The sequence below is a fragment of the Streptomyces sp. NPDC058459 genome (assembly GCF_042721685.1).
Lineage (GTDB): Bacteria > Actinomycetota > Actinomycetes > Streptomycetales > Streptomycetaceae > Streptomyces.
Map to the genome: position 1 here is coordinate 1 of NZ_JBHXLV010000043.1, position 25,878 is coordinate 25,878.

Consider the following 25,878-nt stretch of genomic DNA (forward strand, 5'->3'; position numbering starts at 1 on the left):
CCCCCGCACAGGGTGCCGCCTCTCTTTTTGGGGCCGGAGTCCGTCGTCGATCGGTGGTGAGGGTCGGGGACCGACGACGGGTCCGGGGATCGGGGGGGTCAGCGGTGGTCGCTGCCCTCCGACTGGGTGGCGGCGCGGCCGGCCTCCAGGCGGGCGACCGGGATGCGGAACGGGGAGCAGGAGACGTAGTCGAGGCCGACCTCGTGGAAGAAGTGGACGGACTCGGGGTCGCCGCCGTGCTCGCCGCAGACGCCCAGCTTGAGGTCGGGACGGGTCGAACGGCCTGCCGCGGCGGCCGACTTGACCAGTGAGCCCACCCCGTCCCGGTCGATCGTCTCGAACGGGCTGACACCGAAGATGCCCTTCTCCAGGTAGGCCGTGAAGAACGATGCCTCCACGTCGTCCCGGCTGAAGCCCCACACGGTCTGCGTGAGGTCGTTCGTGCCGAAGGAGAAGAACTCGGCGGCCTCCGCGATCTGACCGGCGGTCAGCGCGGCGCGCGGCAGCTCGATCATCGTGCCGATCGCCAGCTTCAGCCGCGTACCCGTCGCCGCCTCGACCTCGGCGATGACCTGGTCGGCCTCGTCGCGGACGATCTCCAGCTCCTGGACCGTACCCACCAGCGGGATCATGATCTCGGCGCGCGGGTCACCCTTGGCGGCCTTGCGCTCGGCAGCCGCCTCCGCGATGGCGCGGACCTGCATGGTGAACAGGCCCGGGATGACGAGGCCGAGGCGTACGCCGCGCAGGCCCAGCATCGGGTTCTGCTCGTGGAGACGGTGGACGGCCTGGAGCAGGCGGAGTTCGTTCTCGTGCGGCTCCTGCCGGGATTCGGCGAGGGCCACGCGTACCGACAGCTCGGTGATGTCGGGGAGGAACTCGTGCAGCGGCGGGTCCAGCAGGCGTACCGTCACCGGCAGGCCGTCCATCGCCTCGAACAGCTCGATGAAGTCCTGCTTCTGCTGTGGGAGAAGCTGCTTCAGCGACTCCTCCCGCTCCGCCTCGGTGTCCGCGAGGATCAGCCGCTCGACCAGCTCACGCCGGTCCCCGAGGAACATGTGCTCGGTACGGCAGAGACCGATGCCCTGCGCCCCGAACCGCCGCGCCCGCAGCGCGTCCTCGGCGTTGTCGGCGTTGGCGCGTACGCGGAGCCGGCGCTTGCGGTCGGCGAAGGCCATCATCCGGTGCACGGCCTCGACCAGCTCGTCGGCGTCGTCGGCGCCCGGGTGCATCCGGCCCTCGAAGTACTCCACCACGGGCGAGGGCACGACCGGCACCTCACCGAGGTACACCTTGCCGGAGGAGCCGTCGATGGAGATGACGTCGCCCTCCTCCACCACATGCCCGCCCGGCACGGTCATCCGGCGCCGCTTGGTGTCGACCTCCAGCTCCTCCGCGCCGCAGACGCAGGTCTTGCCCATGCCGCGCGCGACCACGGCCGCGTGGGAGGTCTTGCCGCCGCGCGAGGTGAGGATGCCCTCGGCGGCGATCATGCCGTCCAGGTCGTCGGGGTTGGTCTCCCGGCGCACCAGGATGACCTTCTCGCCCGAACGCGACCACTTGACCGCGGTGTACGAGTCGAAGACCGCCTTGCCGACCGCCGCGCCCGGCGAGGCAGCGATGCCCCGCCCGACCTGCTCGGCACGGGCGTCCTCGTCGAAGCGGGGGAACATCAGCTGGGCGAGCTGCGCGCCGTTGACCCGCTGGAGCGCCTCGGTCTCGTCGATCAGGCCCTGGTCCACCAGCTGGGTCGCGATACGGAAGGCCGCGCCCGCGGTGCGCTTGCCGACGCGGGTCTGGAGCATCCACAGCTTGCCGCGCTCGATGGTGAACTCGATGTCGCAGAGATCCAGGTAGTGGTTCTCCAGCGTCTCCATGATCTGCATGAGCTGGTCGTACGACGCCTTGTCGATGTTCTCCAGTTCCGCGAGCGGCACGGTGTTGCGGATGCCCGCGACCACGTCCTCGCCCTGCGCGTTCTGGAGGTAGTCGCCGTAGACGCCCTGGTGCCCGGAGGCGGGGTCGCGGGTGAAGGCGACGCCGGTGCCGGAGTCGGGGCCGAGGTTGCCGAAGACCATGGAGCAGACGTTGACCGCGGTGCCCAGGTCGCCCGGGATGCGTTCCTGGCGGCGGTAGAGCTTGGCCCGGTCGCCGTTCCAGGACTCGAAGACGGCCTTGATGGCGAGGTCCATCTGCTCGCGCGGGTCCTGCGGGAAGTCCCGGCCGGCCTCGGTCTTGACGGTCTTCTTGAAGGCGGTGACCAGCTTCTTCAGGTCGGCCGCGTCCAGCTCGGTGTCAACCTGGACGCCCTTGGTCTCCTTGGCCTTCTCCAGCGCCTCCTCGAACAGCTCGCCGTCGACGCCGAGGACGGTCTTGCCGAACATCTGGATGAGGCGACGGTAGGAGTCCCACGCGAAACGTTCGTCGCCGGCCTGCTTGGCCAGGCCCTTTACCGACCTGTCGGAGAGGCCGATGTTCAGGACGGTGTCCATCATGCCGGGCATGGAGAACTTGGCACCGGAGCGGACCGAGACCAGCAGCGGGTCGTCGGCCTGGCCGAGCTTCTTGCCCATGCGCTGCTCCAGCGCGTCGAGGTGTGCACTCACCTCGTCCCGCAGTGCCGCGGGCTCCTCGCCGCTGTCGAGGTAGACCTTGCACGCCTCGGTGGTGATGGTGAAGCCGGGAGGGACCGGCAGCCCGAGGTTGGTCATCTCGGCGAGGTTGGCGCCCTTGCCACCGAGCAGGTCCTTGAGGTCCTTGTTGCCCTCGGTGAAGTCGTAGACGAACTTGGCTACGTGAGGCTCTTTGTTTTCCGACACGGGTCTCGACTCCTTGAGGCCACGGTGGCTGCCCTGACGGCGAGGAACATACCCAGATCGAAGGCGCCTTGGTACGTCCAGTCGTGCGTCATAAGCCTGTAACCAGCCGTCTGCCACAGGATCTAAAGCAAAGACAGAGCAAGGCCAGGGCCACCCGGGTGTTCATCTCTTGAACGGACGGGCCGTCAGCGACCCCATTTCCTGCTCAACTGAGCGGTGATCGGCACGCTTGATTTCGATCAATGAACACCGGGAGGGTGGCACCGAGTGCCACCCCTTGGAGAAGTGCAGCCGCTCACGATTCGCTCATCTGAGCGCTACCCTTATCAAGGGTGGCGAGAATCACGCTGTCACCCGGCATGGAATTTCACCATGCGGACGCCGTTCCGGGCCGGAAACGCGGCCGTCACACCCCTCAGCGCGGCGAGCCGTTCCTCCGAACCGGAAGGACTCACCGGGCACGATCTGCCCCGCCGACGGCACCCGGCCGAGCGGCGCGGTGATGGCGGCGGGCGCGCAGGGATACGCGTACGACGCGCTGCGCCGCAGGGCGTGGCTGGCGCGGACGGTGTGGGACGACGGGACGTACGCGGCGCTGCCGGAGCAAGCGGCGGCCGACCTGCGCGACCGCCTCCAGCGGGACTTCTGGCCGCCTGAACAGGCTTTCGCCACCCTGGCGTTGGAGGCGACGACCACCGGACGGACGCGCTCGCCTCGGACGCCGGGCGGCTGCTGTGGTCGGGGCTGCTGGACAAGCAGTACGGGGAGGCAGTCGGGCTCCGGCTCCTGGACCCGGGCTTCGGCCTGGCCCGTTGCGGCCTGCATGAGGCTCGCGCGGTGGCCCGTGGCCTGGTGGACGCGGCGGCTTCCGCTGGTCACCGGCTTCCCGAGGTGCTGGCGGGGTACGGCCGTGACACCTACCCGAGCCGGTAACGTACCCGCTCGCGGGTGTGCGGGAGTCCTGTTCGGCTGCCGCGCCGCTCACCCCGCTCACCGCGGTCGAGGGCGTCCGACACGGGCCTTGACCGGGCGTTTGCCCGGTATTTGCCGTAGGTCGTGAACACCGGTCCACGGTGGACCGTACGGAAGGACGGCGGGCCGGGCGGACCAGCCTCCACCGGTCCTGCCCAGCCTCCCCAGCGTGGCCCGCCGCCTCCGTCGTCACCGGCCTCGCGCGGAAGGACCTCCGGGTTTGCCTCAGCAGAAGAACACGCACACGTCACCCGACGCGCCGGGGGGCGGCCCCTCGGAGGGCTCCGTCGAAGGTGCCGGAGTGGTGGAGACCCTTGTCGAGCATGGGAAGGGTGGTGACCGGGGGGCCGGTGGGGACACCGAGGCGTCGGGAGCCAGGACTCATGAGGCGGGGGCAGGCTCCGAGGGCGCGGTGGGTGCCGGGGGCGGGAACGCCGCTCCGGGGACTCGTGCCGAGCCCGATGTCCAGCCGGGCGCGCCTGCGACGGACGCGGGTGGGGACGCCGAGGCAGGGTCCGACCCTGAGCCCGGCGCCGGTTCCCGCCCGCAGGCGAAGACGGGTGCCGGAAGCGAGGGCACCGCACCGGAGACAGCCGCCGTACCCGAATTCCGCCCGGAGAACGCCCCGGAGACGGAGGCGGTCGGGAGCCCCAGGACCGGGGCCGGACCCACACCGGTCCCTGGCTCCGACCCTGAAGCCCACCCGGACGACGCGCCGCAGGGAGCAGCCCGGGTGGAGGCGGGCCGGGACCGCGACGCGGAGGCCGGCCCTGAGAGCACCCCAGCGATCCACCCCGACGCAGAGGCCGCCCACGCCCTCGACGCGACAGCCGACCCCGAGAGCACCCCCGACTCCGGCCCGCAGCCGAACACGGGCGGCGCGCCCGGCGCGAAGGCCGGCCGCCAGGGCACCCCCGAGGCCGATCCCACCCCTCGGGACACCCCCGACACCCCCGACACCCCCGCCGCCAAGCCACCCCGCTTCGCCCGCCTCACCCGCTGGCAGGCGGAGCACCCCCGGCGGGCCCGCTTCCTCTCCCGGACCATCACCGTCCTCGCCGCCGTCCTGGTGGTCTGCACGCTGGTGATGCCGGCGACCATCGTCGAGGTCGGCCCCGCCAGTTTCTTCCGGCTGCCTGGAGAAGCGATCGTCGGGGCGGCCATCCTGCTGGCGCTGCCCAGGAGGCCCCGGGTCGTGCTCGCGGCGGCCGCCGGTGTCGCACTCGCCGCGCTGACCGTGCTGAACTGGCTCGACATGGGGTTCAAGCAGTATCTCGGCCGGAACTTCAACCTGGTGCTGGACTGGAGCCTGCTGGGTGACGCGCAGTCGTACCTGGAGGACTCGCTCGGCCGGGCGGCCACCTACACCGTGACCGCAGGTCTGATCGTGCTCGTGCTGCTGCTGTTCGCCATGCTGGCCTACGCCGTCGTACGCCTGAGCGGCGTCCTCGCCCGGCACTCGGCCACGGCGACCCGGGGCACGCTGATCGCGGGCGTCGTCTGGATCACCTGCTCCTCCTTCGGTGTGCAGCTCGCGGGTGTGCCGCTCGCCGCCGACAGCGCCGCCGTCGCCCTGCAGAACCAGACCGAGCGGGTGTCCGACACGCTGAAGGACGAGGCCGAATTCCAGAAGGTCGCCAAGGTGGACGCGTTCGGCGCGACCCCGCCCGACCAGCTCGTACCGGACCTGCGCGGCAAGGACGTGATCTTCACGTTCATCGAGAGCTACGGTCGCAGCGCGATCGAGGACCCGATCATGGCGCCCGGTGTGGACAACACCCTCGCCGTCCGCACCGAGGCGCTGGAGAAGGCGGGTTACCACGCCAAGAGCGGCTGGCTCACCTCGGCGACCTACGGCGGCAGCAGTTGGCTCGGTCACTCCACCACCCTGTCGGGCCTGTGGGTGAGCAACCAGCAGCGCTACCGCACGGTGATGGCGAGCGACCACCTCAGCCTGACCAAGGTGTTCAAGAAGTCCGGGGGCTGGGACACGGTCGGTGTGATGCCGGGCATCCAGAAGGGATGGCCGGAGCAGAGTTTCTTCGGCCTGGACAAGGTCTACAACGCCTTCAAACTCGGCTACAAGGGACCGAAGTTCAGCTGGTCCACGATGCCCGACCAGTACACCCTGGAGCAGTTCCAGCAGCGGGTGCACGGCAAGAAGCACGCCAAGCCGGTGATGTCGGAGGTCATCCTGACCTCCAGCCACCAGCCATGGGGCCCGATCCCGAAGATGGTCGGCTGGGACGAGCTGGGCGACGGCTCCGTCTTCAAGCCCATCGAGGCGGCGGGCAACGACCCCGCCGACGTGATCGCGGACACCACCAAGTCCCGCGAGGAGTACGGCAAGTCGATCCAGTACTCGGTGACCGCGCTCACCGAGTGGCTGGAACGCTACGGAACCAAGGACACCGTGCTGGTCTTCCTCGGCGACCACCAGCCCATCGCCCGCGTCAGCGGCAACCACGCGAGCCGGGACGTACCGATCTCCATCGTCGCCAAGGACCCCGAGGTGCTCGACAAGATCAGCGACTGGAACTGGACGGACGGCCTGCGCCCCGCGCACGACGCCCCGGTCTGGAAGATGAACCTCTTCCGCGACCGCTTCCTGACCGCGTACGGCTCGACTCCGCACCCGAAGAACGGGTAGGCCCGTTCATCGGGACCCCGCGACCGCGGGCCCACCCGGTGAGCGGTTCGCTTCTTGAACGCCCGGATGGAGTGGCTGCTGTCGGTGCCCGGCGGTGTGCTGGTGAACACTACGGTGTGGATGCCCGCGCCGTCGCACGCGGATCGCGAGATACCGGCATCGACCTGTTCGCGGGCGCCCTGCCCAGCGGCAAGACCCTTGTCGTCACACCCGGCAACTGATCCTCGCTCGACCGGACTTCGAAGGACACGACCACGACGATTCCCGACGACTATCGGTCCCGCTCGCTTACCGTGGCGCACCCCGACGACCCGAGCACGACGTACGTCTCGCCGGTGGGCAGTACATACGCCATGCTGATCACCGGCGAGCAGACCGACGGCCGTTACTGCCTGCTCGACATGCGCGTCCCCGACGGTGGTGGGCCGCCGCCGCACCGGCAGGGCTTCGGGAAGGGATCAACATCCCGGCCAACTCGTCGCACCACTTCCGCGACACCTCGGGTGCGCCGGCCCGGATGCTGTGCATGTGCACCCTCGCCGGCCAGGACGAGTACTTCCTGCGCATCGGCGATGCCGTCGCGGGCGCGGACGCGCCACCGCCGCGGCTTTCGGACGACGAACCGGCCCAACGCCGCCGGCGCACGGCCGAGTTGGCGCCGGCCTACCGGAGCGAGTTCCGGTAGGCCGAGTTCCCGTCGCCCCGGTTCTCTCGGCTCGGGTTCCTTCGGCCCCGGCTCCGGCCGTCCGGCAGCAGGGCCGGTCCCTCGGGGGCCGGCTCTGCTGCCGTTCAGCCGCCGGAGGTGTCCAGCTCGGCTTCCTCGGTCACACCCGCGCAGTCGTACGGGTCCTTCAGCCAGCCGTCCGGAAGGACCACCCGGTTGTTGCCGGAGGTACGCCCGCGGGGGCCGTCGGCGCCGGCCGGCCACGGCTGGTCGAGGTCCAGCTCGTCCAGGCCGGTGCGCAGTTCCGCCAGCGAGGAGGTGATGGCGAGCCGCTTGCGCATCTCGGAGCCGACCGCGAAGCCCTTGAGGTACCAGGCGACGTGCTTGCGGAAGTCGATGACACCGCGCGACTCGTCGCCGAGCCACTCCCCGAGCAGCGTGGCGTGCCGGACCATGACATCGGCGACCTGGCGCAGCACCGGCCGCTGGAACTCGTCGCGGCCCTCGAAAGCGGCGACAAGGTCGGCGAAGAGCCAGGGCCGGCCGAGGCAGCCCCGGCCGACGACCACGCCGTCGCAGCCGGTCTCGCGGACCATGCGCAGCGCGTCCTCGGCGGACCAGATGTCGCCGTTGCCGAGCACCGGGATCTCCGGGACGTGCTCCTTCAGCCGGGCGATGGCGCTCCAGTCGGCGGTGCCGCCGTAGTGCTGGGCGGCGGTGCGGCCGTGCAGGGCGATGGCGGTGACGCCCTCCTCGACGGCGATGCGGCCGGCGTCGAGGTAGGTGATGTGGTCGTCGTCGATGCCCTTGCGCATCTTCATGGTGACCGGCAGGTCACCCGCGCCGGAGACGGCCTCGCGCAGGATGGCCCGCAGCAGGTTCCGCTTGTACGGCAGCGCGGAGCCGCCCCCCTTACGGGTGACCTTGGGGACCGGGCAGCCGAAGTTGAGGTCGATGTGGTCGGCCAGCCCCTCCTCCGCGATCATGCGGACGGCCTTGCCGACGGTGGACGGGTCGACGCCGTACAGCTGGATAGAGCGGGGCTTCTCGGTCTCGTCGAACCTGATGAGCTGCATGGTCTTGTCGTTGCGCTCGACCAGGGCCCGCGTGGTGATCATCTCGCTGACGAACAGTCCCTTGCCCCCGCTGAACTCCCGGCACAGGGTGCGGAAGGGGGCGTTGGTGATCCCGGCCATGGGTGCGAGCACGACGGGCGGCACCACGGCGTGCGGGCCGATGGACAGCGGCTGGGTCATCAGGGGGCTCCGGGACGGATGTGCGGCATGGGCGTCGTCTATTGTCCCTCACCTCAGCGGTGCCCCTCCCCCTGAGGGCAGGGATCATGTAAGGGTCATTAGTTAGCCACACTAGTGATAGGTGCGTACGATGGGACCCATGCCCGAGCTGACCCACCGGCGGCGGATGCTGGTGCTCGCGATCTGCTGCATGAGCCTGCTGATCGTGAGCCTCGACAACACCGCCCTGAACGTCGCGCTGCCCTCGATGCAGCGCGAGCTGCACGCCACGACGTCCGGCCTTCAGTGGACGATCGACGCCTACACGCTGGTGCTCGCCTCGCTGCTGATGCTCGCGGGGTCCACGGCGGACCGGATCGGCCGCAGACGGGTCTTCATGGCGGGCCTGGTGATCTTCACCGCCGGTTCCCTGCTGTGCTCGCTGGCCCCGAACCTGGAACTCCTCGTGGTGTTCCGCATGGTCCAGGCCGTCGGCGGTTCGATGCTCAACCCGGTCGCCATGTCGATCATCACCAACACCTTCACCGACCCGCGCGAACGGGCGCGCGCGATCGGCGTCTGGGGCGCGGTGATCGGCATCTCCATGGCGGCCGGTCCGCTGGCGGGCGGCCTGCTGGTGGAGTCGGTCGGCTGGCGCTCGATCTTCTGGGTCAACCTCCCGGTGGGCCTCGCCGCCCTGCTGCTCACCCTGCGCTTCGTCCCCGAGTCCCGCGCGCCCCGGCCGCGCCGCCCGGACCCGGTCGGCCAGGTGCTGGTGATCGCCCTGTTCGGCTCGCTGACATACGCGATCATCGAAGCCCCGAACGCGAGCCTCGCCCAGGTGCTCCCCTTCGCCGCGCTGGCCCTCGCCGCCCTGCTGGCCCTCCTGATCTACGAGCACCGGCGCACCGAACCCCTCATCGACCTGCGCTTCTTCCATTCGGCGCCCTTCAGCGGGGCGACCGGGATAGCGGTGAGCGCCTTCGCGGCGCTCGGCGGCTTCCTCTTCCTGTCCACGCTGTACCTCCAGAACGTACGCGGTCTCGACGCCCTGCACGCCGGCCTGTGGATGCTCCCCATGGCGGCGCCCACCCTGCTGTGCGCCCCGCTGTCCGGACGGCTGGTCGGCAGCCGGGGCCCGCGCCTGCCGCTGCTGATCGCGGGCGCGGCGATGACGGCGAGCGGTCTGCTCTTCGCTCTCTTGGAGGCCGAGACCTCCGACGTCACCCTCTTCCTCGGTTACGTCCTCTTCGGCGTCGGCTTCGGCTTCGTCAACGCCCCCATCACCAACACCGCCGTCTCCGGCATGCCCCGCGCCCAGGCGGGTGTGGCCGCGGCGGTCGCCTCCACCAGCCGCCAGCTCGGCCAGACCCTGGGCGTGGCCGTGATCGGCGCGGTCCTGGCCTCGGGCATCGGCGACTCGCCGTACCGCGACACCTTCGTCTCGGCGGCCCGCCCCGGCTGGTGGGTCCTGGCCGCGTGCGGCGCGGCGGTCCTGGTCCTGGGCTTCCTGACCAGCGGACGCTGGGCCCACAGCACGGCCGAGCGGACGGCGGAACGGCTGGAGACGGCCGAGGTCCGGCAGCCGGCCGGGGTGTCCTGATCTCAGCGTCCCTCCGCGGCCATCGCGTGCAGCTTCTCCAGCCGCTCGCGGGACTCCTCGTTCTTCGGGGGGTAGACCACGACGCGCGGGCCGGGGTCCGGGCAGAGCCATAAGTCGGTGTGTTCCACGGTGAGCCGGCCGACGTGGGGGCTGAGGAACTCCTTCGTCTTGGAGCGGCCGCCGACCACCTCGTGCCGCTCCCAGTTCTCGCGGAACTCCGGGTACGCCTGGAGCCGCTTGAGCAGCATCTTCCAGGCAGGTTCGCCGAGCTGTCCGGCCATCGAGGCACGCAGCAGGGCCGGGGTGTCCGAGAGCCTTGGCAGGTAGTTCCGGTACCAGGATCGGCACGCTCTGGTACCCCTCTCCGCGGCAGCGCAGGCTCGTGGGCATGACTGAGACCACCCTCTCCACCGCGCCCTCCGTGCGTGCTCCGACGGCGGCTCCCACCTTGAGCGGGGCCGGCCTGATGACCGTCCTGCTGGCCGCCGCGCTCCCGCTGGTCGACTTCTTCATCGTCAACGTCGCGCTCCCCGCCATCGGCGGCGACCTCTCCGCGAACGAGGCACTGCTGGAACTGGTCGTGGCCGGGTACGGCGTCACGTACGCCGTCCTGCTCGTACTCGGCGGGCGCCTCGGTGACCTGTTCGGCAGGCGCCGACTGTTCATCGGCGGCATGGCCGCCTTCGGGCTGACCTCGCTGGCGTGCGGCCCGGCCCCCGGACGCGTGGAGCCTGGTCGCTGCACGGGCCGCGCAGGGCGCGGCAGCCGCGCTGATGCTGCCGCAGGTACTCGCCACCATCCAGTCCACCACCACCGGCGGCCGCCGCGCCCACGCGATGAGCCTGTACGGCGCGACGGCGGGCCTGTCCATGGAGGTGGGCCAGATCCTGGGCGGCGTCCTGGTAGCGGCGGACATCGCCGGCACCGGCTGGCGTTCGGCCTTCCTGGTGAACGTGCCCGCGGTCGTGCTCGGCCTGATCCTCACCATCCGCCACGTCCCCGACACCCGCGCCAGGCACCCCGAGCCGGTCGACGTACCCGGCACGGTCCTGCTGGCCGTCGCCCTGCTGGCGCTGCTCGCCCCGCTCACCGAGGGCCGCGCCACGGGCTGGCCGCTGTGGACGTGGGTCTCGCCGGCCGTGTTCCCGGTGGCGGCCTGGGCGTTCTGGACGGTGCAACGGCGCCGGGACCGGCTGGGCCGTACCCCGCTGCTGCCGCCGAGCCTCTTCGCCACCCTGTCGCTGCGGCGAGGGCTGCTGATCGTGGTTCCGTTCTGCCTCGGTTTCAGTGGGTTCATGTTCGTCATCGCGCTGAGCCTCCAACAGCGTGGGGGTCTGGGTCCGGTACGGGCGGGTCTGGCGCTGGCGCCGATGGCGGTCTCCTTCCTCCTCGTCTCGCTGGCCGGGCCCCGGCTGATCGCCCGCTTCGGTACGCGGGTGGTCGGCGCCGGAGCCGTACTCCAGGGCCTGGGTGTGCTGCTGATCGTGCCGGCCGTGTGGCGGGGCCGGCCTGAACTGGGTCTCGGCACCCTGCTGCCGGGCGCGGCCGTCGCCGGAGCGGGCCAGGCGCTCCAGCTCCCCAACCTGCTGCGGATCGTGCTCTCCGAGGTCCCGGCCGCCCGTGCCGGAGTGGGCAGCGGGTTGCTGGCCACCACCCAGCAGGCGTCGTTCGCCCTCGGCGTGGCCACCCTGGGCGGCCTGTTCCTCGCCCTGGTCCCGTACCTCGGTATGCGGGACGCCCTGCTCATCACCCTGGGCACCCAGCTGACGGCGATCCTCGCCACCGGCCTGCTGAGCCTGCGCCTGCCCCACGAGGTGGGGTGAGCGGAGCCCCTGCCGGACCCGCGCACTGACCCCGGATGCCGGACCTGTGCGCCGGAGCCGGTGCCGCATCCGGGTACCGGACCTATGCGCCAGAGCTGTGCGCTTGAGCCGGGTGCCGCATCCGGGTGCCAGAGCTGTGCGCCGGAGCCCGTGCCACATCCGGGTGCCGGAGCTGTCTCCCTGGCCCGGGTGCCGAATCCGAGAGCCGGAGCTATGTGCCACGCGCGGGTGCCGCATCCGTGAGCCCGGACCCCGGTACCCGGTCCCCGTGCCGGACCGATTGAGCCGGACCATGTGACAGTTCCCACCCGGAGTTCCGCCCCTGGTTCCGCGTGCCGCACACTCCCGGCATGACCGAGAACAGAACCGGGACCAGCGTGCGGCGGTGGGACCGGCACGGCAGGGAACACGTCATACGGGTGGAACGGGCCGGACTCCAACGCACCTTCGGCTGCGGCACCTGCGGCTGGCGCCGGGGCACCCGGCACCTGCCCTGGACTCCGACGGACGAGCATCCGGCGACGGAGCACCTGGCCGAGGCCCACCAGGCGACGTTGGACCCGGCACGGCGGTGAGGATGCCGGAGGCCGCCCGGTTCTGCGGCCCTCCACTCCGAGCACGGCGGTGAGAATGCCGGAGCCCCACATGCCCCACCCGCCCCAGCGCGCCCGGCACTTCGGTCCACCCACTCCGGCCCAATGGACGGCAGCACACGAGCCGACCGGTACAGGCACCGCAGACCAGCCCGCTGCCCGACGCATCCGGCGGAAGCCGACTGTGCGACACCGGCGCCCGCACGGCGATGAGTCCGCCCCGCCGTGGGAGTCATAGCCCTGACGACCTGTGTCGACCGGAAGGCGAGCCCGATGACCGCACTGCACGAGACCCTGCGCCGGCACGTGGACGACGGGAACCTGCCCGGCGCGGTCGGCCTCGTCGCCCGCGGGGACGAGGTCGAGGCCGTGGCCGTCGGGTACACGGACACCGGACGGACCGTGCCGCTGGCGCGGGACTCGCTGTTCCGGCTCGCCTCGATCACCAAGCCCGTGACCGCCGCCGCGCTGCTGATGCTCGTGGAGGAGAGGCTGGTCGGGCTGGACGACCCAGTGGCCCGTTGGCTGCCCGAGCTGGCCGCGCCGATGGTGGTGCGGACGCCCGAGTCGCCGGTGGACGACCTGGTGCCGGCCGCGCGGCCCATCACCGTGGAGCACGTGCTCAGTTCGCGGTGCGGCTGGGGCTTCCCGCCGGACTTCTCCCTGCCCGCCGTGGCCCCGCTGTTCGAGCTCCAGCGCGGCGGGTTCGCGCCGCACGCGGTGCCCGCGATGGACGAGCTGCTGGCCGAACTCGCCAAGGTTCCGCTCCTCCACCAGCCCGGTGAAGCCTGGCTCTACAACACCTCCTCCGATCTCCAGGGCGCCCTGATCGCGCGGGCGTCGGGGCAGACACTGCCGGACTTCCTGGCCGAGCGGATCTTCGAGCCGCTCGGCATGAAGGACACGGGCTTCTCCGTGCCCGAACGGGATCTGCACCGGCTGCCCACCGCCTACCAGCCCGGCCCTGACGGTGCCTTGCGGGTGGCCGAGGCCTTCGACGGCGGCTGGGACCGGCTCCCAGCCTTCCCCTCCGGCGCCGGCGGCCTGATCTCCACCGCCGACGACTACCTGGCCTTCGCCCGGATGCTGCTGGCCGGCGGCGAGACGTACGGCCGCAGGCTCCTCTCGCCGGAGTCAGTCGCCCGGATGACCAGTGACCAGCTCACCCCGGCCCAGCGGAAGAGCAGCCCGCTCTTTCTGGAAGGCCAGGGCTGGGGCTATGGCGGCTCGGTCGACATCGCCCGCACCGAACCGTGGCACGTGCCCGGCCGCTACGGCTGGGTCGGCGGCACCGGCACCGCGGCCCATCTGGTCCCGGCCAACGGCAAGGTGACCGTCCTGCTCACCCAGGTGGCGATGACCGGTCCGACACCGCCCACGGTGATGCGGGACTTCTGGCAGGTCACGGCCTGATGTGGGTCAGGGCCTGACGTAGGTCATGCCTGCCCCAGGCCAAAGGCCGCCGTAGGCCGGAGGCTGACGTCGACCAAAGCCCGACGCGGCTCACGGCCTGGCTGGTGCGCCCAGCCCGCGTATCAGCAGGTCCACGATCACCTTGAAGTCCTCCTCGATACCGGGCTGCTGCCATTCGCGGGCGTAACAGGGGTCGTGAAAGCGGGCCGTGGCCTGGAAGACCGCGCGGGCCTCGGCCGCCGGGTCCGCCGCGCGGAAGGTACCGGAGTCGGTCCCGGCCTCGATGATCCGGGCGAGCTGGGAGGTGAGGTCGGTGATGTGCTCGCCGACCGTCTCCCCGCTCTCCTCGGCCAGCACGCTGTAGGTGGCGAACAGCTCGGGATCGTCACCCGCCTTGTGCCGCTTGGCCTCGAACAGCGCGGCCAGCCAGTCCCGCAGCCGCCGCTCGACTGGCGTCTCCTCGCCTGCGATGACCGCGAGCCGCTCCGAGGTACGGTCCAGCCAGCGCTTGGTGACCGCCTCGCGCAGCGCAGCCTTGGTGCGGAAGTGCCGGTAGACACTGCCGTGGCTGACGCCGAGAGCGCGGGCCACGTCGACCACAGTGGCCTTGGCCGGGCCGTGTCGGCGCAGCACCTCCTCGGTCGCTTCGAGGATGCGCTCGGCGGTCAGGGTCTCGGTCGCTGCCATGCCTAGACCGTACCCGGCGTGCCGCTCATCGCTTCCGGCTCATCGCTCGCTGTCCAGCATGGCCATCTGCGCGGGCGCGTACCGCTCGCCTGCCGCCGCGTCGGCGGGGACGGCCTCCTCTATGGCTGCGAGGTCCGCCGCGTCGAGGGTGATGTCGAGCGCGCCCAGTGCCTCGGACAGCCGCTCGCGGGTGCGGGAGCCGATCACCGGCACGATGTCGGAGCCCTGGGCGAGGACCCAGGCGATGGCGATCTGGGCGACCGTGCCCCCCTTCTGATCCGCGATCTTGCGGAGGGAGTCGACCAGGCTCAGGTTGTGCCGGAAGTTCTCGCCCTGGAAACGGGGGGAGAAGGCGCGGAAGTCGGTGGCGGCGAAGTCGCGGTCGGCGGAGATGTGATTGGAGAGCAGGCCGCGCGAGAGCACGCCGTACGCGGTGACGCCGATGCCCAGCTCCCGCAGGGTGGGGAGGATCTCCCGCTCGATGCCGCGCGAGATCAACGCGTACTCGATCTGGAGGTCGGAGATCGGGGCGGTGGCGGCGGCACGGCGGATGGTGTCGGGGCCGACCTCGCTGAGGCCGATGTGTTTCACCCATCCCTTCTCCACCAGCTCCGCGATCGCGCCGATCGTCTCCTCGATGGGGACGTCCGGGTCGAGGCGGGAGGGGCGGTAGATGTCGATGTGGTCCACGCCGAGGCGCTGGAGGGAGTAGGCGGCGAAGGTCTTCACCGCGGCGGGTCGTCCGTCGAAGCCCAGCCAGGCGCCGTCCGGGTCGCGCAGGGCACCGAACTTCACGCTCAGCACCGCGTTGTCACGGAGGTGGGCCGGGGCGGTGCGCAGGGCTTCGCCGACCAGCATCTCGTTGTGCCCCATGGCGTAGAAGTCGCCGGTGTCGATGAGGGTGACGCCCGCTTCCAGGGCGGCGTGCACCGTGCGGACGGCTTCCGGGCGGTCCGCCTCTCCGTACATACCCGACATACCCATGCAGCCGAGGCCGAGAGCGGGCACCTGGGGACCGGTGGTTCCGAGATTTCGCGTGTGGATCGTCATGCGCCCAGCTTGGCACCTGGACTGACAGAATTCAATATCTGTCAGTTGTTAGTTGTCAGCAGATTCCGGGTAGACCCCGTTCAGACACGAGACACGACAAAGCCCACCCTCCGACCCGGGGGACCGGGCAGGAGGGTGGGCGGAAATGCGAAGGTCAGGCGCCGATCAGACGGGCGGCGAGGTAGCCCTCGATCTGGTCGAGGGAGACCCGCTCCTGCTTCATCGTGTCGCGCTCGCGCACGGTCACCGCGTTGTCCTCGAGCGTGTCGAAGTCGACGGTCACGCAGAAGGGGGTACCGATCTCGTCCTGGCGGCGGTAGCGGCGGCCGATGGCGCCGGCGTCGTCGAAGTCGATGTTCCAGTTCTGGCGCAGCGCCTGGGCGAGCCCCTTGGCCTTCGGGGACAGCTCGGGGTTGCGGGAGAGCGGGAGCACAGCGACCTTGACCGGGGCGAGGCGGTGGTCGAGGCGCAGCACGACGCGCTTCTCCAGCTTTCCCTTGGCGTTGGGCGCCTCGTCCTCGGTGTAGGCATCGAGCAGGAAGGCGAGCATGGCGCGGCCGACTCCGGCGGCGGGCTCGATGACGTAGGGGGTCCAGCGCTCGCCGGCCTCCTGGTCGAAGTAGGAGAGATCCTGGCCGGACGCCTTGGCGTGGGCACCGAGGTCGTAGTCGGTGCGGTTGGCGACACCCTCCAGCTCGCCCCACTCCGAGCCGCCGAACGAGAAGCGGTACTCGATGTCGGCGGTGCGCTTGGAGTAGTGGGAGAGCTTCTCCTTCGGGTGGTCGTACCAGCGCATGTTCTCCTCGCGCAGGCCGAGACCGGTGTACCAGTTCCAGCGCTGCTGCATCCAGTACTCCTGCCACTGCTCGTCCTCGCCCGGCTTGACGAAGAACTCCATCTCCATCTGCTCGAACTCGCGGGTCCGGAAGATGAAGTTGCCGGGCGTGATCTCGTTGCGGAAGGACTTGCCCACCTGGGCGATGCCGAAGGGCGGCTTGCGGCGCGAAGTGGTCTGCACCTGGGCGAAGTTGGTGAAGATGCCCTGAGCGGTCTCGGGACGCAGGTAGGCGACGGAGCCGGAGTCCTGGGTCGGGCCGAGGTGAGTGGAGAGCAGACCGGAGAACTGCTTGGGCTCGGTGAAGGTGCCCTTGTTGCCGCAGTTCGGGCAGTTGAGGTCCGCGAGGCCGTTCGCCGGGGCGTGGCCCTTCTTCTCCTCGTACGCCTCTTCCAGGTGGTCGGCGCGGAACCGCCTGTGACACGAGGTGCACTCGGTCAGCGGGTCCGTGAAGGTGGCGACGTGACCGGAAGCTACCCAGACCTCGGGGGCCAGGATCACGGACGAGTCGATACCGACCACGTCCTCGCGCGACGTCACCATGTAGCGCCACCACTGACGCTTGATGTTCTCCTTGAGCTCGACACCCAGCGGTCCGTAGTCCCAGGCGGCACGCTGTCCGCCGTAGATCTCACTGCTGGGGAAAACGAAGCCACGGCGCTTGCTCAGGCTGACGATGGTGTCGATCTTGTCGGCGGCCACGGTGCTCTCTTCATTACGACGACGGGCGTTGAAGCGAGATGCTTCCAGCGAATGATTCAGGTTACCGGCGCAAGCTCCCCCACGGCCAAATCGGCCCCCGCCGGCCCCCCTCCCGAAGCCGCCGAAGCCCTCCCTAATCCTTACCAAGCCGACCCCGGGAATGCGCGTGGCGAGTTCCGGCCGGTCAGTTTGTTGACAATCGTTTCCAATTTTGTTGAAAATGACTGTCATGAACGTACGACGACGCCTCATATCCGGGTCCGCGATAGCGGCCGTCACCGCGCTGGGCCTGGGCACACTGTCCGCCTGCTCGGGCAGCAGCGCCGCATCGGGGAACACGGACAAGTTCGATGTCGTCGCCTCGTTCTATCCGATGGCCTTCCTCGCCGAGCGGATAGGCGGGGACCATGTGCACATGACCACGCTGACCTCACCGGGCCAGGAGCCGCACGACCTGGAGATCAGCCCGCGTCAGATAGGGGGCATGGAGCGTTCCGACGCGGTTCTCTACCTGAAGGGACTCCAGCCCTCGGTGGACGAGGCGGTGGAGCAGTCGCCGGTGAAGACGAAGATCGACACGGCCGCGCTGACCACGCTGGAGCAGCACGGCACCGAGGTCGGCGGCCATGCGGCCGGGCACGAGGACGAGCACGCGGACCACGACCACGAGAGCGAGAACGGCAAGGACCCGCACATCTGGCTCGATCCGGTGCGGTACGCGGAGGTCGCCCAGGGTGTCGGCCGGGCCTTCGAGAAGGCCGACCCGGACCACGCTGCCGACTACAAGAGGAACACCGTGGCCCTGGTGAAGCAGCTGGACGAGTTGGACACCGAGTTCAAGGACGGCCTGGCCGGCTCCCGCTCCAAGGTCTTCATCACGACCCACGCCGCCTTCGGCTACCTCGCCGAGCGCTACGGCCTCACGGAGGAGGCGATCAGCGGCCTCGACCCCGAGTCCGAGCCGAGCGCGGCCCGGGTGAAGGACCTCCAGCGGCTGGCCAGGGCGGACGGGGTCTCGACCGTCTTCTACGAGACGCTGGTCAGCGACAAGACCGCGAAGACGGTAGCCGGGGACGCCGACCTGAAGACCGATGTGCTCGACCCGATCGAGGGCATCACCAAGAGATCGCGCGGCACGGACTACTTCGCCGTCCAGCGGGCCAACCTCAAGGCCCTCCAGAGCGCCCTGGGGATCAAGTGACGAGCCGAGTGACCAGCCGAGTGACCATCGAGGAGCGGGAGTCGGCGCCGGTGCTGACCCTGCGGGACGTACGGGCCGAGCTGGGCGGGCGGCCGGTGCTGCGCGGCATCGACCTGACCGTGCGCCCCGGCGAGGTCGTCGCGCTGCTCGGCGCCAACGGCTCCGGCAAGTCCACGGCCGTGCGCACCGCCATCGGGCAGGTGCCGGCCACCTCCGGCGCCGTCGAGCTGTTCGGCACGCCCCTGCGCTCCTTCCGCGACTGGGCCCGCGTCGGCTACGTGCCCCAGCGCACCTCCGCCGCCGGGGGCGTGCCGGCCACCGTCTCCGAGATCGTGTCGTCGGGCCGGCTGGCCCGCACCCGCTTCGGGTTCTTCCGCAAGGCGGACCGGGAGGCGGTAGGGCGCGCACTGGAGCTGGCCGGCATGGCGGACCGCGCCAAGGACTCGGTGACCGCGCTCTCCGGGGGTCAGCACCAGCGGGTGCTGATAGCCCGCGCACTGGTCTCCGAGCCCGAGCTGTTGATCATGGACGAGCCGATGGCCGGGGTCGACCTCGCCAGCCAGGAGGTGCTGGCGTCGACCCTGCGCGAACAGGTCGCCGCCGGGGCCACCGTCCTGCTGGTGCTGCACGAGCTGGGCCCGCTGGAGCCGTTGATCGACCGCGCGGTGGTGCTGCGCGACGGCTGTGTGCTGCACGACGGGCCGCCGCCGAAGGCCGTCGGCCAGCACGCCCTGCCCGGCCACGACCACGTGCACCCGCACGAGGGCGCCGAACCGATCCGTACGGGACTGCTGAGCTGATGGACTTCCTGAACTACGCCTTCATGCAGCGGGCACTGCTCGCGGCCGTCCTGGTCGGCGTCATCGCCCCCGCGATCGGCATCTACCTCGTCCAGCGCCGCCAGCCCCTGATGGGCGACGGCATCGGGCACGTGGCGATGACGGGCGTCGGCCTCGGCTTCCTGCTGAACTCCTCGCCGGTGTGGATGGCGACCATCGTCTCCGTGGCGGGCTCGGTACTGATGGAACTGATCCGCTGGTACGGCAGGACGCGCGGTGACATAGCCCTCGCCATGCTGTTCTACGGCGGCATGGCGGGCGGTGTGCTGTTCGTGAACCTCGCGCCCGGCGGCTCCAACGCCAATCTCACCTCGTACCTCTTCGGCTCGCTGTCCACCGTGGCGCCGTCCGACGTGACCGCGATCATCGTGCTGGGCGCGTGTGTGGTCGCAGTGACGCTCGGGCTGCGTCGGCAGTTGTTCGCGGTCAGCCAGGACGAGGAGTTCGCGCGGGTCACCGGGCTGCCGGTGCGGGCGCTGAACCTGCTCGTCGCGGTCACCGCGGCTGTCACCGTCACCGTGGCGATGCGTGTTGTCGGCCTGATCCTCGTCTCGGCGCTCATGGTCGTCCCCGTGGCAGCTGCCCAGCAGCTCACCCGCAGCTTCGCTGCGACGTTCGCCATAGCGGTGGCGCTCGGTGTGACGGTGTCGATCGGCGGCACGGTCACCTCGTTCTACGAGGACGTCCCTCCGGGTGCGACGATCGTCCTGCTCACCATCGCCGCGTTCGCCGTCATGACCGCGCTCGCCACTCCGCTGGCCCGCCGACGCGCCCGCGCGGCCCGGCCCGCCGGAGACCCGGTGGAGTGCGCGATCCCGGCCACGCGGACGGCGGGCGACGAGGTCGGCGTCTGACCCATGGAGCTCCATCGCGGACTCACGAACCCGCCGGAGGCGCTTGCGCGTCTGACCGGTGGGGGTCCGGGCTGGCACAATGGCCCGGTCAGAGGCGCAGACTTGAGGAGGCACCCGGTGACGACCGCTGGACCACCCGTGAAGGGCCGTGCGACCAAGCAGCGCGCGGCGGTGGCGGCGGCCCTCGACGAGGTCGACGAGTTCCGCAGCGCGCAGGATCTCCACGACATGCTCAAGCACAAGGGCGACTCGGTCGGGCTCACCACCGTCTACCGCACCCTCCAGTCCCTCGCCGAGGCCGGCGAGGTCGACGTTCTGCGCACGTCGGACGGCGAGTCCGTCTACCGGCGTTGCTCCACCGGCGAACACCACCATCACCTCGTCTGTCGCCACTGCGGCAAGGCGGTCGAGGTGGAGGGCCCGGCCGTGGAGAAGTGGGCCGAGGCCATCGCCTCCGAACACGGCTTCGTCAACGTGGCGCACACGGTGGAGATCTTCGGCACCTGCGCGGACTGCGCGGAAGCCAACGGCTGACCTGGACGGCGGGAAGAAGAACGCCCCCGCCGAGCAGAGGGGGGCGTTCTCGTACCCGGTCAGGCCGGGGGGCGGCTAGCTCCCAGGGTTCCCCTTCATCGCCGCCTCCATGGCCAGCAGCTCCTCGTTCGGCACCGCTCCGCCGAACCGCCGGTCACGGGAGGCGAATTCGACGCACGCCCGCCACAGGTCGCGGCGGTCGAAGTCGGGCCACAGGACGTCCTGGAAGACCATCTCGGCATACGCGCTCTGCCACAGCAGGTAGTTGGAGGTGCGCTGTTCACCGCTGGGGCGGAGGAAGAGGTCGACGTCGGGCATGTCCGGGTAGTACAGGTACTTCTGGACCGTCTTCTCGGTGACCTTCGCGGGGTCAAGGCGCCCGGCGCGCACGTCCTCGGCGATGGCCTGCGCGGCGTCGGCGATCTCGGCGCGGCCGCCGTAGTTCATGCAGAAGTACAGGGTGAGGAGGTCGTTGTCCTTGGTCTGCTCCTGCGCGACCTGGAGTTCCTTGGCGACCGACTTCCACAGCTTGGGCATCCGCCCGGCCCAGCGCACCCGGATGCCGAGCGCGTCGAGCTGGTCGCGGGTCTTGCGGATGAAGTCGCGGTTGAAGTTCATCAGGAAGCGGACCTCGTCGGGCGAGCGCTTCCAGTTCTCGGTGGAGAAGGCGTAGAGGGAGATGTTGCGGACGCCCGCCTCGATCGCCCCCTGGAGCACGTCGAGCACCTGCTCGGCGCCCACCTTGTGCCCCTCGGTACGCGGCAGCCCGCGTTCCTTCGCCCAGCGGCCGTTGCCGTCCATGATGATGGCCACGTGCTCGGGGACCAGCTCACCCGGAAGCTTCGGCGCGCGGGCGCCGGACGGGTGCGGTTCCGGTGCCTGGTACTCCTGGCGCCGGCCCCCCAGAAATCCGCGTACGACCATGCTTCTCGTCTCCTCAGCCGTGCTTGCTGCTTACTTCTCTACGTACCGCAGGGAGCGCAGCCCCCGCTCCAGATGCCAGTGCAGGTATGCGGACACCAGGCCGCTCCCCTCGCGGACGTGCCGCGCCTCGGCCGCGTCTGCGGTCTCCCAGTCTCCCGTAAGCAGCGCGCCCAGCAGCATCAGGGTCTGCGGGGAGGGGACCACGCTGCCCGGCACCCGGCAGTCCACGCACACCGAGCCGCCCGAGGCGACCGAGAAGAACCGGTTCGGCCCCGGCATCCCGCAGCGTGCGCAGTCTCCGAAGGTCGGCGCGTAGCCGTTGACGGCGAGGGAGCGGAGCAGGAAGGCGTCGAGGACGAGGTTCGAGGCGTGTTCGCCGCGCGCGAGGGTGCGCAGGCCGCCGACGAGGAGCAGGTACTGCTGTACGGCGGGCTCGCCCTCGTGGTCGGTGAACCGTTCGGCCGTCTCCAGCATGGCGGTCCCGGCGGTGTAGCGGGGGTAGTCGGTGACGATGCCGCCGCCGTACGGGGAGATGGTCTCGCTCTGGGTGCACAGCGGCAGCCCGCGCCCGACCAGCTCGCTCCCCCGCGCGAAGAACTGCACGTCGACATGGGAGAACGGCTCTAGCCGGGCCCCGAACTTCGACTTCGTGCGCCGCACACCGCGCGCCACGGCCCGCACCCGGCCGTGGCCACGGGTGAGCAGGGTGATGATCCGGTCCGCCTCGCCCAGCTTCTGGGTGCGCAGCACGATGCCGTCGTCGCGGAACAGACTCATGCCGTCCATTCTCGCCCACGCCCGGCAGGGCGGAGCGCCGGTTCCGCCTGTCCGCCCCCGGTTGTGACCCGCTCCACGTCCGAATCCACAATCCGCTGAACGTGTCGAACATGACATGGCTCGCGGCCGGAACCGTGCTGGCCGCGGGCACGGGCACGGCCGTCGCCCCGCACGCCACCTCGGGCACCGACAGCGCGGCGGACGGGCCGCACGTGGTGCACGCCTCGGTGGACTCGCCGGCCTGACCGGTTCCTCGGAGGAGAGGCACGCTCGACCAGGGCGTTCCGGATGCCGGCGGTGAGCCGGCAACTCAGCCCCCGCGACGGAGACGCCGGCCGGGACCACACCGCCGCCCACCATGACCGCCGAGCCCGCGCAGAGCACCCCGGACGGGACGACCGCGCACGCCTCAACCGGCGCGCCGGGCTATCTGCCGTCGCTGTCGGCAGCGTATCCGTCGTGCGCGTGCGCCTCCGCAGTGCCGCAGACGATGCCCAGCCCGCTGCCCACGCAGCCGCCGACGACGAAGGTGCCCGCTCCCCGGTTGGTCACCCGCGTCGGCTGCGGTGCGGACGAGTGTGCCCGCGACACCGGTTACCCGGACTACGGCCACGCGGTGAAGGCGGTGTTCGTCCACCACACCGACACCACCCACACCCACTCCTGCGCCGACTCCCCCTCCGTCGTGCGCAGCCTGTACGCCCAGGGCTGGCGCGACCTCGGCTACAACTTGCCGGTCGACAGGTGCGGCACGATCTTCGAGGGCCGGTTCGGCGGCATGGCCATGCCGGTGATCGGCGCGCAGACCTACGGGTTCGACACCGACTCGACGGGTCGCCGCGATCGGCACGTACACCGACCTCACCGGCGGTGACTCCGAGGCGAGCACCATCCCCGGTGCCGCGCCGCGCCGAGCCGGGCCATGGTGACCGCGATCTCTCGGATCGCCGCGTGGAAGCTCGGCATGTCCGGCGGCAAGGCGTACACCCTGAACGCCGTCTCCGGGCACGTGACGGCTTTGCCACCGACTGCCCCGGCAACCAGTTGTGCGCGAAGCTGGCGACCGTCCGCGAGTACGCGGCCGGGCCCCCGGCGGGGGTCGGCGTCACCAGCGTGGACACCCCGTCCGGCGCGGTCCGCTCGGGCACCGGGTATGTCACACGGCCACATCGGCCTCCGTAAAGATGACCTCGGGCCGGCACTCCTTCCGGGTGCGGGCGACCCATGTCTGGGGCAGGACCAGCACGTCGGCGGCGGTCACGGTGACCGCCGACGCCACGCGTCCCAGCTACCCGACCGCGCCGACCATGCGGTTGGGCAAGGGCACGGTCGACACGGCGGGTGTCCCCGTGACGGTCGACTGGAAGCCGGCCGACGACAACGGGCTGCGCTCCCAGGCCGCCGCCACCCGCGCCGGCGCCTCGGGCGCGGTGCGGATCTACGTCGACGGCACCCTGCAGACCACCATCGACCTGAAGTCGGCCACCACGCCCTACCGCCACGCGATGTGGAGCAATTCCTGGAGCAGCGCGGCCAGCACACTCTGAAGATCGTGGTCATCGGCATGCCGGGGCGTCCGCCGGTCAGCGGCCTCCCCGGACTCCGGTCCGGTGGAGGCCGCCCTCCATCGCGCGGGGCGACACGCCCTCAGGGCACCTCGCCTCTGCTGCGGGCGTTCGCGTACGCCGTCGCCGCGCTGATCCGCTCCGCGGGCGTTGCCGCCCGCACCCGGTCCGGCGGCACATCCCACTCCCGGCCGCCGCCCAGTGGTCTGAGCTGCACGTATGGCCCCTGGTGTCCCATCACCACCCCTACTCTGTTTCTCCCCGTGTCCAAGGCGTACGAGCCCAGTGGCGGTCGCACCGCGTTCATCGCAGCGCCGCTACGAGCTGCGCGGCCGTCTGCACCGAGCACCGCCCCAGCTCCACCAAGGGGATCGGGGCCTCGCAGGCCAGCGAGATGGGATCTAGCCCGAGCGAGGGCAGCTTGATCCCGACCTTCTCCAATGCGGTCCGCAATTCCTCGAGGGTTCGCTCCGCTGCCTCGACCCGGTCCGCTGAATCCTGTGTGTTCACTGTCCGCATCACTTCCCTTGCGTCACGTTCTTCACGCTTCGTGTCCTAACGGTGACGCTCCACAACTAGAGTCGGCAGGGGCCTGAGCCCTACAAGCGCGTGGCAGCACAAGGGGGTTGGCAGTGGCCAACTGTTCACGTCAGGCGGTATGGGAGTTCTTCGGCACCAAGCTGAAGCGTCGCCGCGAGGAGGCGGGACTCACTCAAACGGAGTTGGGGACGAGGGTTTTCGTCTCCGGCGGGTACATCGGGCAGTTCGAGCAGGCGATCAGGAAGCCGCAGTTGGACGTGGCCCAGTGGATCGACCAGGTGCTACAAACCGACGGTATTTTCGAGCGGCTGTGCAGAAAGCTGATCGACGATCCCAGGTATGCGGATTACTTCGCACAGGTGGTGGAGCTGGAGCGCCTGGCCACGCTGATCTGCGAGTTCGCTCCCACAGTGGTGCCGGGCCTGCTCCAGACGAAGGAGTACGCGCGTGCGGTCACCATCGCGGCCAACCCTTTCCAGGCCGACGAGCACGTGGACGAGATCGTCACCGCCCGACTGGAGCGCTCGCTGATCCTCAGCGACGCTACAAGGCCGGAGTATTGGGTGGTGCTGCATGAGAATGTGCTGCGCATCCCCGTGGGCGGACCGCCCGCCATGGCGCGTCAACTAGACCACATCGCAGGGCTGATGCGGGACCGCACGGCCATAGTGACAGTACTGCCCCACAAGGCGGGGGCACACGCCGCCATGAACGGTGACCTCAGGCTCATGGAGTTCGAGGACGCGCCACCGGTCGCCTACAGAGACCTCGTTTTGCGGGACGCTGGTGGACGTTCCGGCCGTGGTGAAGCGAGCCCAACTCGCATACGATCTTCTAAGGGTCGCCACATTGTCGCCGGAGGTGTCCCTGACCCTGATCGAATCGGCGGCGGAGGACTTCAGACGATGCGCCAGTACGACCTGACCAGCGCCCGCTGGCGCAAGAGCAGCTACAGCGACGGCGAGGGCGGTAGCTGCGTCGAAGTCGCCGAAGGCATCCCCGTACGCGACAGCAAGGTCAAAGACAGCCCCGTACTCCGCCTCAGCCACCCCGCCTGGGCCGACTTCCTTGACACCCTCCGGCGCTGACATCCGCACCCCACGGCTCGACCTGCTCCCCCTGCGGGTCGAGCACGCCGGGGAGATGGCCGGGGTGCTGGCCGACCCCGCCCTGCACCACTTCATCGGCGGGACCCCGTACACCCCGGACGCGCTCACGGCCCGGTACCGGCGACTCGTCGCCGGCTCGCCCGACCCCGAGGTGACCTGGCTGAACTGGGTCATCCGGCTGCGCGAGGACTCCCGCCTGACCGGCACCGTTCAGGCGACGATCAGCGCGGCGGACGACACCGCCGAGATCGCGTGGGTGGTGGGCACACCCTGGCAAGGGCGGGGCATCGCCAAGGAGGCGGCCGTGGTGCTGGTCGCGTGGCTGACCGCGTACCCGGTGCGGAGCATCATCGCCCATGTCCACCCCGACCACCACGCCTCGGCGGCCGTGGCGAGGGCGGCGGGTCTCGCGCCCACCCCGGAACGCCAGAACGGCGAGGTCCGCTGGGAGTGTGCGGGCCGGACCGGGGGCACCGGAGGCTGAGGGAG

At 70.5% G+C, this 25,878-nt stretch carries 23 protein-coding genes and 4 pseudogenes; 17 read left to right on the forward strand and 10 right to left on the reverse strand.

The annotated features are described in order from the left end of the window. Nucleotides 1–98: 98 nt before the first annotated feature. Entirely contained in the window at nucleotides 99–2,819 is a 2,721-nt protein-coding gene (gene ppdK / locus ACFWN1_RS11355; RefSeq protein WP_384359986.1) for a pyruvate, phosphate dikinase, read from the reverse strand. Between the two features lie 439 nt (nucleotides 2,820–3,258). On the opposite strand from ppdK, the pseudogene ACFWN1_RS11360 reads away from it, so the two are divergent. The 3 genes and pseudogenes from ACFWN1_RS11360 to ACFWN1_RS11370 form a co-directional block, all read left to right on the forward strand. Next, a pseudogene (locus ACFWN1_RS11360) lies at nucleotides 3,259–3,844 on the forward strand (aminotransferase); the annotation flags it as partial. 680 nt (nucleotides 3,845–4,524) lie between these two features. Beyond that, nucleotides 4,525–6,441, forward strand: coding sequence for a sulfatase-like hydrolase/transferase (locus ACFWN1_RS11365; protein WP_384359988.1), 1,917 nt, complete (start codon nucleotides 4,525–4,527; stop codon nucleotides 6,439–6,441). Nucleotides 6,442–6,967: 526 nt separating this feature from the next. Next, nucleotides 6,968–7,126, forward strand: coding sequence for a hypothetical protein (locus ACFWN1_RS11370; RefSeq protein ID WP_384359990.1), 159 nt, complete (start codon nucleotides 6,968–6,970; stop codon nucleotides 7,124–7,126). Between the two features lie 104 nt (nucleotides 7,127–7,230). Here the strand turns inward: ACFWN1_RS11370 and dusB are convergent, their stop codons facing one another. Beyond that, on the reverse strand, nucleotides 7,231–8,361 hold the full coding sequence (gene dusB, locus ACFWN1_RS11375; RefSeq protein WP_384359992.1) for a tRNA dihydrouridine synthase DusB: 1,131 nt from the start codon (nucleotides 8,359–8,361) through the stop codon (nucleotides 7,231–7,233). A 139-nt stretch (nucleotides 8,362–8,500) separates the two neighbouring features. On the opposite strand from dusB, the gene ACFWN1_RS11380 reads away from it, so the two are divergent. Next, on the forward strand, nucleotides 8,501–9,943 hold the full coding sequence (locus ACFWN1_RS11380) for an MFS transporter (protein ID WP_384359994.1): 1,443 nt from the start codon (nucleotides 8,501–8,503) through the stop codon (nucleotides 9,941–9,943). Between the two features lie 2 nt (nucleotides 9,944–9,945). Here ACFWN1_RS11380 and ACFWN1_RS11385 read toward each other — a convergent pair. Then, a pseudogene (locus tag ACFWN1_RS11385) lies at nucleotides 9,946–10,242 on the reverse strand (XRE family transcriptional regulator); the annotation flags it as partial. An 89-nt stretch (nucleotides 10,243–10,331) separates the two neighbouring features. On the opposite strand from ACFWN1_RS11385, the pseudogene ACFWN1_RS11390 reads away from it, so the two are divergent. From ACFWN1_RS11390 to ACFWN1_RS11400, 3 genes and pseudogenes are all read left to right on the forward strand, one after another. Continuing rightward, a pseudogene (locus ACFWN1_RS11390) lies at nucleotides 10,332–11,766 on the forward strand (MFS transporter). 350 nt (nucleotides 11,767–12,116) lie between these two features. Beyond that, complete coding sequence (locus ACFWN1_RS11395) at nucleotides 12,117–12,341, forward strand: hypothetical protein (RefSeq protein WP_384359996.1); 225 nt, start codon at nucleotides 12,117–12,119, stop codon at nucleotides 12,339–12,341. 291 nt (nucleotides 12,342–12,632) lie between these two features. After that, complete coding sequence (locus ACFWN1_RS11400) at nucleotides 12,633–13,772, forward strand: serine hydrolase domain-containing protein (RefSeq protein ID WP_384359998.1); 1,140 nt, start codon at nucleotides 12,633–12,635, stop codon at nucleotides 13,770–13,772. Nucleotides 13,773–13,862: 90 nt separating this feature from the next. Here the strand turns inward: ACFWN1_RS11400 and ACFWN1_RS11405 are convergent, their stop codons facing one another. The 3 genes from ACFWN1_RS11405 to ACFWN1_RS11415 form a co-directional block, all read right to left on the reverse strand. Then, nucleotides 13,863–14,459 (reverse strand): TetR/AcrR family transcriptional regulator, encoded by a 597-nt coding sequence (locus tag ACFWN1_RS11405; RefSeq protein WP_384360000.1) that lies wholly within the window; start codon nucleotides 14,457–14,459, stop codon nucleotides 13,863–13,865. Nucleotides 14,460–14,498: 39 nt separating this feature from the next. Then, nucleotides 14,499–15,509 (reverse strand): aldo/keto reductase, encoded by a 1,011-nt coding sequence (locus ACFWN1_RS11410; RefSeq protein ID WP_384360002.1) that lies wholly within the window; start codon nucleotides 15,507–15,509, stop codon nucleotides 14,499–14,501. A 154-nt stretch (nucleotides 15,510–15,663) separates the two neighbouring features. Further along, nucleotides 15,664–17,046, reverse strand: coding sequence for a glycine--tRNA ligase (locus tag ACFWN1_RS11415; RefSeq protein ID WP_384360004.1), 1,383 nt, complete (start codon nucleotides 17,044–17,046; stop codon nucleotides 15,664–15,666). A gap of 229 nt (nucleotides 17,047–17,275) precedes the next feature. Here ACFWN1_RS11415 and ACFWN1_RS11420 point away from each other — a divergent pair, with 229 nt between their 5' ends. From ACFWN1_RS11420 to ACFWN1_RS11435, 4 genes are all read left to right on the forward strand, one after another. Then, complete coding sequence (locus ACFWN1_RS11420; RefSeq protein ID WP_384360006.1) at nucleotides 17,276–18,247, forward strand: metal ABC transporter substrate-binding protein; 972 nt, start codon at nucleotides 17,276–17,278, stop codon at nucleotides 18,245–18,247. An 8-nt stretch (nucleotides 18,248–18,255) separates the two neighbouring features. Continuing rightward, nucleotides 18,256–19,047, forward strand: coding sequence for a metal ABC transporter ATP-binding protein (locus tag ACFWN1_RS11425; RefSeq protein ID WP_384360008.1), 792 nt, complete (start codon nucleotides 18,256–18,258; stop codon nucleotides 19,045–19,047). Further along, nucleotides 19,047–19,940: a metal ABC transporter permease gene (locus ACFWN1_RS11430; RefSeq protein WP_384360010.1), complete on the forward strand. Its 894-nt coding sequence runs from the start codon at nucleotides 19,047–19,049 to the stop codon at nucleotides 19,938–19,940. Before ACFWN1_RS11425 ends, ACFWN1_RS11430 begins: the two co-directional genes overlap by 1 nt. A gap of 117 nt (nucleotides 19,941–20,057) precedes the next feature. Then, on the forward strand, nucleotides 20,058–20,474 hold the full coding sequence (locus ACFWN1_RS11435) for a Fur family transcriptional regulator (protein WP_384360012.1): 417 nt from the start codon (nucleotides 20,058–20,060) through the stop codon (nucleotides 20,472–20,474). 75 nt (nucleotides 20,475–20,549) lie between these two features. On the opposite strand, the gene ACFWN1_RS11440 is transcribed toward ACFWN1_RS11435, so the two are convergent. Both ACFWN1_RS11440 and recO read right to left on the reverse strand, forming a co-directional pair. Continuing rightward, nucleotides 20,550–21,398 carry an isoprenyl transferase gene (locus ACFWN1_RS11440; RefSeq protein ID WP_384360014.1) on the reverse strand — a complete coding sequence of 283 codons (849 nt, stop codon included), beginning with the start codon at nucleotides 21,396–21,398 and terminating at the stop codon, nucleotides 20,550–20,552. 30 nt (nucleotides 21,399–21,428) lie between these two features. Then, complete coding sequence (gene recO, locus ACFWN1_RS11445; protein ID WP_384360016.1) at nucleotides 21,429–22,175, reverse strand: DNA repair protein RecO; 747 nt, start codon at nucleotides 22,173–22,175, stop codon at nucleotides 21,429–21,431. Between the two features lie 101 nt (nucleotides 22,176–22,276). On the opposite strand from recO, the gene ACFWN1_RS11450 reads away from it, so the two are divergent. The 3 genes from ACFWN1_RS11450 to ACFWN1_RS11460 all read left to right on the forward strand — a co-directional run bounded on the left by ACFWN1_RS11450 (nucleotide 22,277) and on the right by ACFWN1_RS11460 (nucleotide 23,722). Beyond that, entirely contained in the window at nucleotides 22,277–22,420 is a 144-nt protein-coding gene (locus ACFWN1_RS11450; RefSeq protein WP_384360018.1) for a hypothetical protein, read from the forward strand. Nucleotides 22,421–22,533: 113 nt separating this feature from the next. Next, nucleotides 22,534–23,049 carry a hypothetical protein gene (locus ACFWN1_RS11455; RefSeq protein WP_384360020.1) on the forward strand — a complete coding sequence of 172 codons (516 nt, stop codon included), beginning with the start codon at nucleotides 22,534–22,536 and terminating at the stop codon, nucleotides 23,047–23,049. A 310-nt stretch (nucleotides 23,050–23,359) separates the two neighbouring features. Then, the gene (locus tag ACFWN1_RS11460; RefSeq protein ID WP_384360021.1) at nucleotides 23,360–23,722 is read left to right on the forward strand and encodes a hypothetical protein; all 363 of its coding nucleotides are present in this window, start codon (nucleotides 23,360–23,362) and stop codon (nucleotides 23,720–23,722) included. Nucleotides 23,723–23,822: 100 nt separating this feature from the next. Here ACFWN1_RS11460 and ACFWN1_RS11465 read toward each other — a convergent pair whose 3' ends face one another. Together ACFWN1_RS11465 and ACFWN1_RS11470 are read right to left on the reverse strand one after the other, a co-directional pair. Then, entirely contained in the window at nucleotides 23,823–24,038 is a 216-nt protein-coding gene (locus ACFWN1_RS11465) for a hypothetical protein (protein ID WP_384360023.1), read from the reverse strand. A gap of 5 nt (nucleotides 24,039–24,043) precedes the next feature. Further along, nucleotides 24,044–24,193, reverse strand: a complete 150-nt coding sequence (locus ACFWN1_RS11470; protein WP_384360025.1) for a hypothetical protein — start codon at nucleotides 24,191–24,193, stop codon at nucleotides 24,044–24,046. A gap of 179 nt (nucleotides 24,194–24,372) precedes the next feature. Here ACFWN1_RS11470 and ACFWN1_RS11475 point away from each other — a divergent pair. From ACFWN1_RS11475 to ACFWN1_RS11485, 3 genes and pseudogenes are all read left to right on the forward strand, one after another. Further along, nucleotides 24,373–25,204, forward strand: a pseudogene (locus tag ACFWN1_RS11475) (Scr1 family TA system antitoxin-like transcriptional regulator). Beyond that, complete coding sequence (locus tag ACFWN1_RS11480) at nucleotides 25,186–25,368, forward strand: DUF397 domain-containing protein (RefSeq protein ID WP_384360027.1); 183 nt, start codon at nucleotides 25,186–25,188, stop codon at nucleotides 25,366–25,368. The pseudogene ACFWN1_RS11475 and the gene ACFWN1_RS11480 overlap by 19 nt, the downstream one beginning before the upstream one ends. Continuing rightward, entirely contained in the window at nucleotides 25,349–25,873 is a 525-nt protein-coding gene (locus ACFWN1_RS11485) for a GNAT family N-acetyltransferase (protein WP_384360029.1), read from the forward strand. The genes ACFWN1_RS11480 and ACFWN1_RS11485 overlap by 20 nt, the downstream gene beginning before the upstream one ends. The last annotated feature ends 5 nt before the right edge of the window (nucleotides 25,874–25,878 follow it).